Source organism: Bacillus paramobilis (genome assembly GCF_038096195.1).
Taxonomy (GTDB): Bacteria; Bacillota; Bacilli; order Bacillales; family Bacillaceae_G; genus Bacillus_A; species Bacillus_A mobilis.
The window spans coordinates 2,118,800-2,134,279 of record NZ_CP151108.1 but is presented as its reverse complement, the minus strand read 5'-3'; the positions used below and the strand labels follow the sequence as shown (position 1 = coordinate 2,134,279).

The following is a 15,480-nucleotide window of genomic DNA, read 5'->3' as shown; positions in this document are numbered from 1 at the left end:
TCAAATGGCATACTTCATAATTATTACCGTTATAATTAAAAAATATACAGAATTAGCAATTTCTAAAATACCTACTTTTATAATAGAAATCTTTTTACCGTACAACATAATTGCCCGAATGACACTCGGTATAAAAATAAGAGAGCACCACGGATTGATAGCAAATACGATGATTGTTAATAGAATATGATACCCCCATGATATAAAACGATACTTCGGGTTATTTTTCTCACGTATCATCGTTTTCACATAAAACGTACTTCCTAAAAAATATAAAAATGATATAAGCGCAATAAATAGTGCTGTTTTATCTATAAGTTTCATTGAAAAATAATAACTAACTAAACCACCAATACAAAAAACAATAATCGCACTAATGTCATTTAGTAACGCTCTTTCATTCTTTTGACGGGCGTAATACATATTTACTATAAATAATGGAATCATTACTGCTACGAATAAAAGAATGCGCCATTCATATAATAGAGAAATCATCCCAAATACGAAAGCGACGATAAAATATACAATTGCTGCATGTAAATACTCTTTTTTTCGTCTTTGCTTTATGTACGTAAGAAATGGATACGTAGCTAAATAGATAAAGAACCAAGCTAAAAATAATGGAATATGATACATAGTAGGTTTCCCAAGTATGATACTTAATAGAAATGGTATAACGAGCATGGCCCATGCACCGTGTTGCTTCGGAATAACTAACTTCATTAACTATACACCTCCCTTTTGAAAATAGTTCTCACATACTATTATACAAATAATTTTATATAATAGCCGACGTATATTGAATCGATTTTTTGACAATAAAAAATGCTCCTTACAATATGTAAGAAGCATGAAAGAGGCAAACGAATATGTAAGTCGCGACCCTACCTTATATGAATATGCTTTTCTATGCCATGTTATGCTTATCTAATATGCCATATTTCTTTTTGAATCTCGTAAGAATCGTAATCCAAGACGTACTAAATAATAGTAAGAAAATAACATTCGAAATTGCATGGCTCAAATCGAAATAAAAACTTGCAACATAGTACGCGACAACTGTTTCCCACGTTGCTTCCTGTATAAAACCGAGAAGCCCCCAGAAGTTCATAATCCAGCCAAATAAAAATCCAACAACGAATCCATATAGCAGTCTGCCCCATAGCTTTTTCATTAAAAATGTATTCCGTAATAACCCTGCTATAAAACCAATCATCCCCCATGAAAACATTTGCCACGGCGTCCACGGACCTTGTCCTAAAAAGATGTTAGATACGATAGCCGCTGTTGCACCGATCATAAAACCAGTTTCACTCCCAAACACAATCGCAGAAACGATAATGACAAATGAAGTCGGTTGTACACTTGGTAAAATAGAGAATGGTACGCGGCTAACTGCTGCAATTGCCGCTAACACAGCAACGAGCACAATTTCACGTGAAACAAACGCCTTTCTTTCAAAGCGAATATAAAACGGTAACATAATAACAACTAATAAAAACAAACTACTTAGCATGTAATAACCGTCCATGATAAGTGTCGTAACGAGCAATGTGGCTATTATTACTGCAAAAATACATATTATGAATGCAACATATCGTTTGGACACGCTTCGTACACATCCTCCCACGTTAATGCATATGGCAACTCTTTTCGAATGAATCGATTAATAGATGTTGTATAAAAGAAGTTTCCACTAAAAAACTCTTTCGGTGCATCATTCATAATAACTGCTCCGTCAAATAACATCATACATTGATCAACGTATTTTGCTGCAAACTCAATATCATGCGTTGCCATTACAATAGTTGTACCTTCTTGTTGTAACTTCCTAAATAGCTCTCCTACTCGTTCTTTTTTCCATGGATCTAGTCCCTTTGTCGGTTCGTCGAGTAATAATAAAGTTGGCTTTGATAATAACGTTGTACATAACGCAAGTAGTTGTTGCTCTCCCCCGCTACAATCATGCGGATGGCGTTCTTTAAGCGAGTACAACCAAAACTTCTCCAACATATCTTCTGCTATTTCTTTTCCTTGTTCTCCGTATAATTCACGTGCACGTTCATACACTTCTTCCCACGCTGTATCAAATGTAAAATGATAGTACGGATGTTGTGATACATACCCGATCCTTTTAAATCGTTCTTTCGAATCAATTTTATGTATCACTTTCCCATTCCACTTTACTTTCCCTCTTCTCGCTTTTTGCAATCCAGCTAAAATCGTTAACAGTGTAGACTTACCTGTACCATTTTTTCCAACGAGAGCTGCCCATTTTCCTTTTTCAATCGATACGGTTAAATCTCGTAAAATATGCGGACTATTTTTTTCATATTGGAACGAAATATGTTCTGCACTTAAAATGACTTCTCGCTTTTCACTTTGTGCTATTGGCTCATTCACATATGATATCTCTGAAGAATGATTCAGTTCCATTTGCGCTTCTCGCACTGTAAACGGAATATCTCTTGCATTCCACTCTAAAAACAATCTTGGAATTTGCGGAATAAATGGACGGAACTTTTCAACTTCCCACATGTTCGCTACAACCGTTTTAGGATTACCATCATATACGATTTGGCCATTATTCATACAAATAACGCGCGTAGCAAGTGGTATCACTTCATCTAAACGATGTTCACTTAAAACGATCGTAATGCCAAGTTCTTCGTTAATACGTTTTAACAATCCTAAAAATTCTTTCGCTGCAATTGGATCTAACTGCGCTGTTGGTTCATCTAATAATAATAGTTTGGGCTGCATAACTAGTACGGCAGCTAAATTGACAAGCTGCTTTTGCCCGCCAGATAACGTATGCACAGATTGGTGCAATAAATCTTGAAATCCTAAGAAGCTAATGAGCTCTGCTATTCGCTTTTGAATAATATGTGATGGTAATCCAACATTCTCTAAAGAAAATGCTAATTCTTGAATGACCGTATCCATTACGAGCTGATTTTCTGGATTTTGAAATACCATGCCAATTTCTTGTGCAGATAATAAATCTGGTACTTCCTCTAATAAAACATCATCATAAAAAATTTCTCCTGAGCGTGTACCGATTGGAAGTAATTCCTTTTTAAAATGTTTTAATAAAGTCGTCTTCCCGGATCCTGATCCGCCGGCAAGTGTAATAAACTCTCCTTTTTGAATAGAAAGAGAAATATGCTGTAACGCATATTCATTTTCATCAGCATATACAAATGATAAATTGTTTATTTCTGCATGCGCCACCATATCCACTCCCTTCCTTCCATTATAATCGGTAGACTAATAAACATCGTAAATACGACAAACATCATTCCATCGTATTGCTGAAATAGAATAGATTCGACTTTCGGATAAATGATTAACTTTCCTCCGCCATACGTACTACATACAATAGCAATTATAAGTAGAATACTTAAATAACTGAGCGTGTACCAGTCGCGTCTTTCCATTCTATACCGAATATATGTCGTACGCTTCGTCACACCAAATCCACGAGCTTGCATAGAATCTGCTGTTTGCAGCGCATCTTCTAACGAACAAATTAATAATACTTGCAGCAATTGCATACCATTTTTCACTCGTTCCACAATTGAACCTGCATCTACTTGTACACCTTTCGTTTTTTGGACGAGTGTTATTTTCTGTAATCGCCTCATAAACAAAGGAACAAACCTCACTGTAATCATCGTTAACAATGCTACTTTCGGTGAAATTCTAGAAAATAAATATAAAAATTTATGACTTGAAATAATATCATTATACGAAGCAAACGTAAACATAATCGCAACTAGTAATAACCCCATTACTACTCCAAACATAATCGCCTCAAGCTTAATACGGCTATCCCCTAACCAAAATAATGTAGTTCGACCTCTATGCGTTAATAACGAATTAAATAAAATGACCATAAAAAAGAAAACGACTGTGCTCGGTAACATCTTTCTTATCTTTTCGCTATTCCCTTGCATCACATTTAAAATAACGATTAATAGTATTGCTCCAATTAAAAAAAGAGGATGAAGACACATCATACATAGTATCATCACCCCGATATAATAGAAAAAATTCACAAAAGGATGTAAAGAAGAAAAACTTATTTTCATAGTCCTTTACCGAATGCCTTTCTTATTTTAATACAAACACCCACTCAATTGTATCGCCTGGCTTAACTGTTACTACACCAGCACTATGATTTGGAAAAGCACCATTCACACGATATTTCCATCCACTAGTAGCAGTAACATCTTTTTCATATAAATCATTAATCCCTTTTACATAAACTCCATCTTTAGAGCCCATTGCATCAACATCTAACCCTGTACGCTGCAATACTTTATACACTGTATCGCCTTCTTGTACATCCATCTTTTTCGCACCTAATAAGTATCCTTCATTACCTTTTACTGAGATCGTAACTTGTTTTGCTTGTGGTTTTGGTGATTCTGGTGGATTAGGTGGCACTGGTTTCGGTGGTGTTGGAAGAGTTACGTCTTTTCCACCTTTATTCGGATCCTCTTTTTGCTCCTGCTTCGGTGTTTCTTTCGGCTGATTCACAACCTTCGCTTCTTCTTTTACTTCTTGCGCTTTCGGTTGCTCTTGTTGTTTCTCTTCTTGTGCTTTTTGTTGTTCTGGTTGCTTAGTAGCAGGCTGTTCCTGAGGTTTCTCTTCTTTCTTTACTTCCGGTTGTGCCTGCGGCTTCTCTTCTTTCGGCTTCTCTTCTACTTTTTGTTCTTGTTTCTCTTTCTGTTCGTCTTGCTTATTTTTCTCTTGTTCAGCTTGTTTTTCCTCCGGCTTTTCTTCCGGTTTCGCTTCATCTTTTTTCTCTTCTTGTTTTGCTACCTCTTCTTGCTTTGGTTCTACTTTCTTCTCAGGCTTTACAGCTGCCTCTTCACATCCAGCAAGTAACCCAAGTGAAAGCATTAAAGAAATCAACCACTTCATCTTACTCATGTTGTCTCTCACCTTTCATAATAAAGTGAAACTTTAATAAGTGGGAGGCTTTTCCACCCCCCACTTATTATTAGTTGAACCAATCGGGCTTTAACGGGCAGTTAGTTAATCTCCCCCTAACTTCCTCGCACTCGCTAACTTTTGAGTTGGGGATCTTACTGCCCGTTAATGCGGGATAAAATTAGGAGCAAATGATTGCTCCTAATTTTTGTTAAGCTGCTTTACGTCTCCATAATACATATGCAGCAGCAATACATAATACACCCATACCTACTTCTGTAGCTGCACTATGAGAAGATGCTCCTGTTTTTGGTAACGTGCTACCGTTTCCGGATTTTTTATTTTTAACCGGTTCATTATCGACAACAACTTTTAGAGTGTCATCTTTCGTTTCTTGTTGTACTTGTTTTTGTTCTTGTGGTTGTTCAGTAACTTCTTTTTCTACTACAACATTTTCTGAATCCACATTTGGTTTCTTATCGATTTCAGGAACAGATACATTTGACCAGTCATAAATCGATTTTCCAAGGTCTTTAAACTGAAGTAAAGCTAAGAATGCTTGTTCTGTAGCCATTCCGCTACCGTTTTGATCACTTGGTAACCATTTGAATTCACCATTTGGAAGTTGGTATGACAGTAAATTTTGCATTGCCTTATGTAGACGATTTTGATCTACATCTTTCACAAGAGATAATCCAATAATTGCTTGTGCAACACTATTAGAATTTTCTTGTCCATCAGCAGAAAAACCACCATTTTCTAACTGTTCTTTATATAAGTAAGCAACAGCTTTTCCTACAGCTGGCTTCACATCTGGTCGATCTTGATAAGGAGCTAATGCTGATAAAACCATACCTGTTACATCAACGCTACTAGCACTGTCTTTACTGCTTGCACTATCGTAAGTCCAGCCGCCATCTGTATGTTGCGCGTTTAAAAGAGCATCTACTAAAGCAACTCGATTCCATTTTGAATTCACTGGAACTTCATATTTCTTCGTATCAAATGCAAGTAAAGCAAATGTATAACCTGTAACAGAATTCACTTTATCTGATTCGTACAATTTTTGAACTAAATTATGTTCGCCAACCTTTGTAGGGTCTGCTTGCATTGCATTCATCATAATAATCGTTCTAGCTAAATCTGTCGCTGAAAAACGGTTAATGCGCTTTTCTACTTTTTCAGTTACTGACTTAACATAATTTAATTTCACCTCAATTGGAACATTCTTTTCAGAACGAGAAAGGCCTAAAGCTACCCAATCACTTTCAATTCCATCTTGTAACATCTTTTCAGACGTCTTAGAGATTGCTTCATTTACTTGTGCTGCTGGAATTTGAATGTTCTCTTGCTTTGGTTTTTCTTGTTTTGGATCATCTGTTTTTGGTTCTTCTGTTTTTGGTTCTTCTGGTTTTTCTTGTTTTGGATCATCCGTTTTTGGTTCTTCTGGTTTTTCTTGTTTTGGATCATCTGTCTTTGGTTCTTCTGGTTTTTCTTGTTTTGGATCATCCGTTTTTGGTTCTTCTGGTTTTTCTTGCTTTGGATCATCTGTCTTTGGTTCTTCTACAGTTTTACAAGTACCAAATTTATCTAATGTTTGCTGTAATGTTTCCTGGCTCATATTGCTCCAGTCTGCAACAAAACGAAAGACAACAACATCTCCAGCATTTAATTTATAACTATCTGCTCCAACTTCTGCAGATTTATCATTTACATCATACAACCAGCCACTTGTGTCCCCAGCCATTAAGCCGTCAATGCCCTTTACATACGTTCCAAAAGACATCGTCTCTGCTGTTACTTTGTCCCCCATGACTTTTTGCAACAAACTTAAAGCTGTTTCCCCATCTGCAATTTGCTCTTCTTTCGGACACAACATAATACCCTTTTGTGATTCCCCAATAATTGCAAGTTTTGCTGTATTTCCTTCAGCAAACGTAATATGTACTGTATTCGCAAAAGAAACAAATACGAGTGTAACTGCCATTAACGACGTAAGCAGCCATTTTTTCAACATTGCCATCCCAAAATTTCCTCCCTTACTACTATTTACACAAAAAAAGGCCCTTCAAGGGCGTGCAATTGACACTCTTTTTTTGTAAGTGTCGAACAAACTGTGCAACACCTCCGACCCGCATCATTCGCGGCTATATTTGTATAGGAAAAATAATTTTGTTTATGAACGTATCATTGTGATAACATTCACTTTTCTAGGCACTACTTACTTCCATTTCAGTTATCGTAAAACGATAAACCTATACATTCTGTTAATTTTAAATTTCTGTATTATTTTACTATTGACAAAGAATTTTGTCCATGCTTTATCGGATTTATTTTCTAAGAATAGTAACTTACTAGCCTTTAACGATGTAAACTCTTTTCACTAATAATAACGCCATCTTCATCCGCATACACATATTCATCCAGCTTCCATTCTACTTGTCCAAATTGCAATGAAATATTCTTCTCGCCTTTTCCTTCTTTTACACTTCTATTTGGCATCGTCCCTAACGCTAAAATACCAATATTAATATTCTTTAGTTCACTAGAATCACGAACATATCCATTCACAATAATCCCTGCCAGCTTTCTTTCCTCCGCAATAGCTGCCAAATTATCACCAAGTAACGCACAATTCGTAGACGCGCCGCCATCAACAACTAATACCGTTCCTTCTGGCAATGTTTGCAATCCTTCCTTCACTAGTACATTATCATCCTTCACTTTTACCGTTGCAATTTTCCCGTGAAATTGTTCTTTCTTCCCAAAAGACCGAAAAGACTGGCGACATATTTGTAATTCCTTTTCAAACTCATCACATAGATCCGTAGTTTTCCACATCTTTTTCCCTCTTTTCCTTATTCTTTCTATATAACATATTCTTTGATTCTTTTCGTTTCCCTGTCTAATGTTGCAAGAATTTGTATGTACAGGAAAAGGATAGAAAACTATTGCCTTAAGAAGCCACCTTTATTATAATCTATTTCACAGATAAATTTCAGAATATTAAAAATTAACTAAGTGAAAAAGGAGGGATTTTATGCAATTACATACCGAGGTAAAAAAGCAGCCGAGCAAACGAAAATTTAAAATGCCTGACGCGTACGTACTACTATTTTTTATTGCCTTACTTTGTGCAATAGCTACATATTTCGTTCCTGCTGGAGAGTTTAAAAGAGTTACAAATGGTACTGTTACAACGACAATACCAGGAAGTTATCATTCTGTTCCACAATCGCCGGTAGGATTTGTTTCTTTTTTTACCGCTATTGAAAAAGGAATGACCCTTGCTGCTCCTATCATCTTTTTAATTTTATTTACGGGCGGGGCTATTGCCATTCTTGAAAAAACAGGTGCTCTTGACGGTTTAATCTATCATGTGATTAACAAATTTCGTAATCAGCAATTACTTTTCATTTGCATTGTCGCTGCACTCTTTTCTATTCTCGGAACGACTGGTATTATCGTAAACTCAGTTATCGGCTTTATCCCCATTGGCATTATCGTTGCGTGCACATTAAAATGGGACGCTATCGTCGGCGTAGCAATTATTTATTTAGGCACTTATGCTGGTTTTAATGCTACTATATTATCTCCCTCACCTTTAGGCATTTCACAAAAAATCGCAGAACTACCGATGTTTTCAGGGATTGGTTTACGTACGGCAATTTATATCTCTTTTTTAATTGCTACCATTCTTTATATTAATTGGTATGTAAAACGTTTAAAAAAATCGAATAAAGGAAGCATACTCGGAGATAACTGGTTTCCAAGTAACGCTCTTTCAAGTGAGAAAGAAATAGAGAAAACTGAAGTTCCTTGGACAATACGTCACAAATTAATTTTACTCGTTTCAGCTTTATCATTAATTGTATTTTTAATAGGCGCTTTCCGTCTACATTGGACAGACGCCGAAATGACCGCTACTTTTATTTTCATAGCAATTACAGCTGGAATAATAGGTGGCATGAAAGCGAACGATATTGCTTCTACTTTTTTAGCAGGCTGCCAAAATCTCATATACGGTGCTTTAATCGTCGGAATGGCTCGTTGTATTTCAGTCATTTTAGAACAAGGCAAATTACTTGATACAATTGTTAATCAACTCGCACAGTCTCTCGAAGGACATAGCCCTGTATTTGGCGTTCTCGGTATGTATGTAAGTAGTGCAGCATTACATTTCCTCATTTCATCCGGGACAGGAGAATCTGTTATTTTCATTCCGATATTAGCTCCATTAGCCGATTTCATGCACATTACACGCCAAGTCACAGTACAGGCTGTTATGCTTGGAGAAGGTGTAGTGAACTGTCTCAACCCAACTTCCGGTGTTTTAATGGGTGTTCTCGCAGCGAGCGGCATTTCTTACGGAAAATGGATTCGATTTATGGCTCCACTTGCATTCATTTGGTTTATCATTGGACTTATTTTTCTTATTATTGGCGTGAATATTGAATGGGGACCTTATTAAAAGACTCATATTATACTTAACTTGATAAAATAGCTATTCTATTATCCAATCCTATAAAAATTATTTATTCTAGTATAGATATAAATAGGGATTGATCATAGTGATCAATCCCTTCTCTCAAAGTAAAATACCTTTAAGTATTTTAGTTCCAAATTTTATTTACCCATTCCGGATGATCAATAAAAGGATTACGATTATGTTGATATTTCGTAAAAATCACTTCATTACGCTTTCGCTCTAAATCATCTACCGGGTCTTGTTCATTCCATTTTAGTAAAACGGATAGTTTGCCCATGTATGGATCTTTATTGTTATTCACCTTTTCATTTAATTCTAAGTCTATTTCCCCATTGTCTCCTTCATAACGAACAGCCATGTAAAATAGCATTCTAGCGATATCTCCTTTTACACTATCACGAGGTTCCCAAGAATCACTATCGTATTTACATTCTGTCGCTTCCGAATGATTCACACCACCATTATCAAAATCCAGATTTCCACGTGAACTATTTACAGATACATCCGTCGCTCTTAAATGATGCAAATCTGTTCCAGCTCCTGCAGTCGTTCCAAAATCACCGTGAGATTTTGCCCAAACATGCTCTCTGTTCCAATTATCAACTCCTGAACCATTCGTAAGTTTCCCTTGCGAACGCCCAGTATATAAGAGTATCACATTGTTTTTATTATTTGGATCTTCATCAGTATCTCTTAGTGCTTCCCAAACCGCACTGTATGATAACTTTGTATGATCATCAATAATACTATGAAGTTCCTTCTTTAATTCTAAACCCGTTTTTCCTATTGCATTATTATAATATGTATCGTCATAGCTTTTCACAGTGATCTCTTGTGGTGATGCAGAAGCTACTTCACCGTGTATGATATCTGTGAATGATAGAGATGCAGTACCTAAAATAAAAAATGAAGATAGTGTAACCATAGCAAGCTTTGTATTCCGAAACTTCATATACCCATTTCCCCTTTAAAATATAATTTGAAGCTATTAACTAAAAAAAACTTTCTATCCCCCCAAAACTTTTAGAAAGCCATACCCACCCTTTTCTTTTTATTTAATACAAAAACTCTATTGAGTCTGTATCATTTCCCCACTTTGGTTTATCTACTTTTCAAGCAATTTCACTTTTCACAAGGAATATCCTTCTCTAGTAAAGATTATTAAAATATTCCTTACAATTAAAAAGTAGTTTAATGGTAACTCATAAATTTCAATTTTTTTATGCAATTATGCATATTTGATAAATCGTTCAAAAAACATTTTGAATAAAAATTAAGATGATAGTTCGACTTTTCCTTTTTCTATAATTGTCTTTATTTTTTGGTGTAAAACCCTTCTTCCTCTGAAGAATAAGTACAAAAATAGATTGGATACCATGTAGGCACCAATCTATTTTAATTAGAGAAACTGTGTCAATTCTGAGTTCACAACACGTTGTGCAGTAATGATAACACTTTCAGCTGTTAGTCCATAAACACTATATAGTCCACCAGGTTGATTAGGAACAATTTGAACTTCATATTCAAATGCTTGTCCAAAAGCAGGATGAACTAAACTTAGAGTTGCAAAAGTAGAAGCATTAGAATTCACATTGAAGTTTACCTGTTCAATTAATGCTAATGAACCGTCAAGTCTAAAAACTCTAGCTACTCCAGTAAGTGGGCCCGCAGTACGGTTAAGGATCTTCACCCTAACTCTATTTGCATTAGCAGGTTGATTTCCTACGTTTTCAATTGGTCCTGTAGTAAGAGCCATATAACATCACCCCCATTATATTATTATGATATTCAATGATACACATTGATGTTATAGTTTAATTACCCAATTTATTTCAAATAAAAAAGCTTGTTTCTTATATTTTTTATAAGAAACAAGCTTTTCTTTTTCAACTACCATTCCTAAGATAAGTTCATCAATCTCGGAAACTTTTAAAGTTACTTGACGTTTATGTTGGGACAGAACTACTACTATTTATTTTGCATCGAATCTATATACTTTTTAACTACTTCATATACATATTCTTGATTTGCCGCCGCTGTATTTGGATTGTATTTTCCGCCGTTTGTTTTATTGTTTGATAATACTCGAATCCCTAAAAATGGTACGTCATAAGCTTTTGCGATTTGCGCTGCTGCTGCACCTTCCATTTCTTCTACAGATGTACCGTATTTCGTATGGAACCACTTAATTCTATCCACTTCATTATTCCAAAGATCTGCTGAACCTATAGTCCCTTCCACCACTTTACCTTTTGTATATTTATCTTTTACCGCATTAGCTGCTACAAGTAAATCCTTATCTCCCTCATAGTATCGGATTTTCTCAGCATTTGGATCTTCTCCTGCACTTCCTTCAGAAGCCATTAAGTCCATTGAAATCCATTTTTTCGGTTCAATCCCTTGATTCTCATCCATATTTGTTGTTTTTAATGAACCTATGTTTGCTACTTGTTTTCCTAAAACAATATCAAATACGTTTAAATTTGGATCGTGTCCACCTGATGTTCCTTGGTTAATAATCGCCTTAGGCTTATATTTTTCAATAGCCACTGCTGTAGCGGCTGCTGTATTTTCCATTCCTTTACCTGTTTTCGCTACGATTACAGGATAATTGTCGACAGTGCCTTTATAAAATACGAAAGTTCCAGACTTTTCTTCTTTCACATTTTTTAATCTTTTTGCAAACTTCTCAGCCTCTATCGGCATTGGCCCTTGAATTAAAATAGGTTGTTGATTACTTTTTGCTTCAACTTGTTTTGGACCCGCATTACATCCCGCAAGTATTGAGAATGACAGTGCAACAGTAGTTACTAGGACAGCACATTTTTTCAACGTATTCTTCTTCATAAATAATCTCCTCTTTCTCTTGTTGTTTTCTATACTCGATGCTTTTGGTCCAAACAAAAAAGTTCTAGAAATTGTAGAAGAATCTCTACTTTCTAGAACTACGGTAGTCAAAGTTAATTGAGCAAAAGATAAAACAAATGCAAAATTATAGATCGATAGCGCTCATTGAACAGCACGGCCGAATACTTTAACCCGTAGTCCAGTTCTTTCATTGGGAACTAGGTAGAAACGCTCGGACCATATTACCGAGTATATACGAGTGATGATGTGTAAAATTATTATATTGGTAATATATCAAACTTTTAGTGTGCACGCAATCTAAATATGAACATTTTTATCAAAAATATCTAAAACGTTCGTTTTTAAAACTAAAACCAATAGGTTTTTTCATTATATAGGGGATAAAAACACAAAAAACTTACAACACAAATACTAAACTAGATTCACCTACAACAACCAATCGTATATCAACAATTGATTTTCCTCACTTCCACCTTATATTGAGTTGGAAGTCTTATTCCTCTCGTATTGCGAGATAAAATGCGCCTCTATCCAATTCACAATTATTTCTTCTAGCATCGGGTGAAGTGGCTTTCCCGCTCCCTCTTTATAGTTCTTTTGAAGCTCTAATACTTTAAAATCTCTTTCAAAACTTTTTAAACTATGATCCATATTTTTTATTACATGTACTGCTGAATCACCCTTCACATAATGACCAATTCGCTTCATTTCCCATAAGCTATGACGGTAATTACAAAACCTGAACACTACAAGATTATTATCTACTTTCATTGTTATACCAAACGTTACCTCTTATAAGACGGATTATATGAGGGGCGAAATAAATAGGAACACCAAATGTTTGGCTAAACCAAACCGAAATTCATCTCCCACCTACCGCTAGACTATCGCCTTTCACACGCCCCAGGAAGGAGACTCCTTTCGGATAATACGTTAACACTATGCAACTCTCTACCTAGTATTTCACCGTTATCTTATAATAATGACAAAAAGGATTGATTATAGTAATCAATCCTTTTCATTTTCATCGCTCAAAACTAAATCTCTGCAGCTAATAAATTGTACTCATTGTCAAAAGAGGCATGGATTCTATGTCCACCAAATAAATCTCCATCATTATATTCGCAATATATATCATTTTCTCTCATTACAATGTCCATCAGAGTAATAGACCGCTCAAATGTTTCTTTCGTCATATCATATTCTCCTGCATCTACAGCATCCCAATCTAAATGTTCATCATTCTCATCATATTCAGGCCAAAAATCATTTTTATACTCTATTAATTCTTCCGCTATAGCGACCTTTGCTTTTTTATCAAATTCCTCTAGACATACATAAAGCTTTTCTGCCCTTTTCATCATTTCATGTACATGTACACGTTCATTTCTAATATCCAATTCCCAATGTACTTCTCCTTCGTTTTGTTCATATGTATGAAAAGTTTCATTAAAGATAAACATTCCAATCAATTCACTTTTTATTGATTTTTCCATGATTTCATTTCCTTTCTATATGTGAAAGAGATACTGGTATATTTTAAGTAGTTATAGCGTTGACTTTCATATTATATAAAACCTGCATTATGGAGAAAGTAAAACTTTAATTGAATTGCAGTGAAGTATCCTATACTTCACCCCTCTGCCGATAAAACAGCAACCCCCTCCCGTTTTGGGAGAGGGTCAATCCTTATTTTGTTTTTCTAACAATTGAATAATCCTATCTAACTTTTGCTCAACTGGACTTTGCTTTTTGCGATTACTAGTATGCAAAATTATACGTATAATTCCTCCCAACAATACACCGATAATCAATGCGGTGATGGCGTAATAAATACTAGTTCCTAAAAACATTATCCAAACCCCTTTTTCCTTATTATACCATCCGGAAGATGTGATTTGTTGCGTAATTTCGATTGTATCAGTTATTCATGATACGTTAACATAATGTCTCATTGATGCTAATACATTTCCACACCTCTTATTATTAACACACAGGTCTTCTACAGGTCATCGCTCTCCCTTCCACTCTCCTCAAATCTGCCTAATTTTGATGCGTAAATCTTACTGCCCGGCAAATAGCGGGAGACATTTATTAATAAAAAATCAAAAACACTTGAAGTTGACGTTGGGTCATTTTATATACTGTTAAGTAGCTACTATTTAGCAATTTCATAAAAGAAATTAGAAAAATAGGAGGTTTTCAGATGAAACAGGGCGATATTATTATTTATGGATGTGTCATTATAGGTGCAGGTATTGGACTATCACTGGATCATGCATTTCCTGGTGCACTGATTGGATTAGGAGCAGGCTACTTACTTAAAATTTTTTTTAGTAAAGAAGAATAGATGTGGAATGAAGAAAATAATCGTTAACGATAGAATCTCAACGTACAGAAAGGTAGGTTTATCAGTTGATACACATTAATAAAGTGGGAGAACTAACAGGCGTTACAGTAAGGACACTGCGTTATTACGATAAAATCGGATTATTAAAACCAGCATCCAAAACAGAGGGTGGCCATCGTTTATATACAAATGAAGAAATAAAAAAACTTCAGCAGGTTCAATTTTTAAAAAAGGCTGGATTTCCGTTACAAGAGATTAAACATATGCTCGACTTCAATAAGTGGGATTGGTCGGATAGTTTAAAGAGTCAATTATCTTATGTAATAAATGAGCAGGAAAATTTAAAGAAAATAGAATTATCCTTACGGGAAATGATAAATGGAATTGCGATAGAAGGAGAAGAAAGCTGGATCGCGATTCAGAAGATCATGCAATTATCCAGCAAAGATAAAGAGATACAACAGTATTATCGCGAATCTGTATTTAAAGAAAAAGAGATACAACTATTGTCAAAGGTTCCTAAAATGGCAAGTGACTGTTCTAATTCACTTGAATGGATTGCTCTCATAGGTCAGTTAAAGCGTTATATGAAGGACGGACCAAAAGCAACGAAAGTCCAAAATATCATAAGAAGAATGGAGGAAAAACGCTTAGAAGAATTTGAAGGTGAGGATGAATTTATAGATAAACTTTGGGAGATACGGATGTCTCCAAAACAATCAGAGAAGCTGAATTTATATCCAATTGATCAAGATGTGCTTCAGTTTATGAACGAAGCATATGCCATTTTCATGATTGAAAAGAATAATCCTAAGCCGAAATAAGGGGGCAC

The 15,480-nt window shown here is 35.4% G+C and carries 15 protein-coding genes, 1 pseudogene and 1 riboswitch; of the genes and pseudogenes, 3 read left to right on the top strand and 13 right to left on the bottom strand.

All coding sequences use genetic code 11. The features are described 5' to 3' along the window. From AABL52_RS11035 to rraA, 7 genes are all read right to left on the bottom strand, one after another. Complete coding sequence (locus AABL52_RS11035; protein ID WP_341519373.1) at nt 1-723, bottom strand: YwiC-like family protein; 723 nt, start codon at nt 721-723, stop codon at nt 1-3. Nucleotides 724-907: 184 nt separating this feature from the next. Then, nucleotides 908-1,609 carry an ECF transporter S component gene (locus AABL52_RS11030; protein ID WP_341519372.1) on the bottom strand — a complete coding sequence of 234 codons (702 nt, stop codon included), beginning with the start codon at nt 1,607-1,609 and terminating at the stop codon, nt 908-910. After that, nucleotides 1,582-3,243 (bottom strand): ABC transporter ATP-binding protein, encoded by a 1,662-nt coding sequence (locus AABL52_RS11025; RefSeq protein ID WP_341519371.1) that lies wholly within the window; start codon nt 3,241-3,243, stop codon nt 1,582-1,584. The genes AABL52_RS11030 and AABL52_RS11025 overlap by 28 nt, the downstream gene beginning before the upstream one ends. Continuing rightward, a complete protein-coding gene (locus AABL52_RS11020; RefSeq protein ID WP_098872632.1) occupies nt 3,216-4,094 on the bottom strand; it encodes an energy-coupling factor transporter transmembrane component T in 879 nt (292 codons plus the stop codon). The genes AABL52_RS11025 and AABL52_RS11020 overlap by 28 nt, the downstream gene beginning before the upstream one ends. A gap of 22 nt (nt 4,095-4,116) precedes the next feature. Further along, entirely contained in the window at nt 4,117-4,941 is an 825-nt protein-coding gene (locus AABL52_RS11015) for a DUF4430 domain-containing protein (RefSeq protein WP_341519370.1), read from the bottom strand. A gap of 211 nt (nt 4,942-5,152) precedes the next feature. Then, a complete protein-coding gene (locus AABL52_RS11010; protein ID WP_341519369.1) occupies nt 5,153-6,964 on the bottom strand; it encodes a DUF4430 domain-containing protein in 1,812 nt (603 codons plus the stop codon). Nucleotides 6,965-7,302: 338 nt separating this feature from the next. Further along, nucleotides 7,303-7,782, bottom strand: coding sequence for a ribonuclease E activity regulator RraA (gene rraA, locus AABL52_RS11005; protein ID WP_341519368.1), 480 nt, complete (start codon nt 7,780-7,782; stop codon nt 7,303-7,305). Between the two features lie 199 nt (nt 7,783-7,981). Between rraA and AABL52_RS11000 the strand changes: the two genes are divergently transcribed. Beyond that, a complete protein-coding gene (locus AABL52_RS11000; RefSeq protein WP_341519367.1) occupies nt 7,982-9,412 on the top strand; it encodes a YfcC family protein in 1,431 nt (476 codons plus the stop codon). Nucleotides 9,413-9,554: 142 nt separating this feature from the next. On the opposite strand, the gene AABL52_RS10995 is transcribed toward AABL52_RS11000, so the two are convergent. The 6 genes and pseudogenes from AABL52_RS10995 to AABL52_RS10970 all read right to left on the bottom strand — a co-directional run bounded on the left by AABL52_RS10995 (nt 9,555) and on the right by AABL52_RS10970 (nt 14,151). Further along, the gene (locus tag AABL52_RS10995) at nt 9,555-10,382 is read right to left on the bottom strand and encodes an endonuclease I family protein (protein ID WP_097819690.1); all 828 of its coding nucleotides are present in this window, start codon (nt 10,380-10,382) and stop codon (nt 9,555-9,557) included. A 447-nt stretch (nt 10,383-10,829) separates the two neighbouring features. Beyond that, nucleotides 10,830-11,186 carry a hypothetical protein gene (locus tag AABL52_RS10990; RefSeq protein WP_001229419.1) on the bottom strand — a complete coding sequence of 119 codons (357 nt, stop codon included), beginning with the start codon at nt 11,184-11,186 and terminating at the stop codon, nt 10,830-10,832. Between the two features lie 212 nt (nt 11,187-11,398). Continuing rightward, a complete protein-coding gene (locus tag AABL52_RS10985; RefSeq protein WP_341519366.1) occupies nt 11,399-12,277 on the bottom strand; it encodes a 5'-methylthioadenosine/S-adenosylhomocysteine nucleosidase in 879 nt (292 codons plus the stop codon). Between the two features lie 175 nt (nt 12,278-12,452). Continuing rightward, nucleotides 12,453-12,556, bottom strand: a riboswitch (purine riboswitch). 216 nt (nt 12,557-12,772) lie between these two features. Next, nucleotides 12,773-13,003 (bottom strand): annotated as a pseudogene (locus AABL52_RS10980) (hypothetical protein); the annotation flags it as partial. A 332-nt stretch (nt 13,004-13,335) separates the two neighbouring features. Further along, nucleotides 13,336-13,794, bottom strand: coding sequence for a DUF2262 domain-containing protein (locus AABL52_RS10975; RefSeq protein ID WP_016087058.1), 459 nt, complete (start codon nt 13,792-13,794; stop codon nt 13,336-13,338). Between the two features lie 186 nt (nt 13,795-13,980). Continuing rightward, the gene (locus tag AABL52_RS10970) at nt 13,981-14,151 is read right to left on the bottom strand and encodes a DUF4083 family protein (protein WP_016087057.1); all 171 of its coding nucleotides are present in this window, start codon (nt 14,149-14,151) and stop codon (nt 13,981-13,983) included. A gap of 353 nt (nt 14,152-14,504) precedes the next feature. Between AABL52_RS10970 and AABL52_RS10965 the strand changes: the two genes are divergently transcribed. Next, on the top strand, nt 14,505-14,648 hold the full coding sequence (locus tag AABL52_RS10965) for a hypothetical protein (RefSeq protein WP_016087056.1): 144 nt from the start codon (nt 14,505-14,507) through the stop codon (nt 14,646-14,648). 65 nt (nt 14,649-14,713) lie between these two features. Further along, nucleotides 14,714-15,472, top strand: coding sequence for a MerR family transcriptional regulator (locus tag AABL52_RS10960; RefSeq protein WP_341519365.1), 759 nt, complete (start codon nt 14,714-14,716; stop codon nt 15,470-15,472). Nucleotides 15,473-15,480 lie beyond the last annotated feature (8 nt).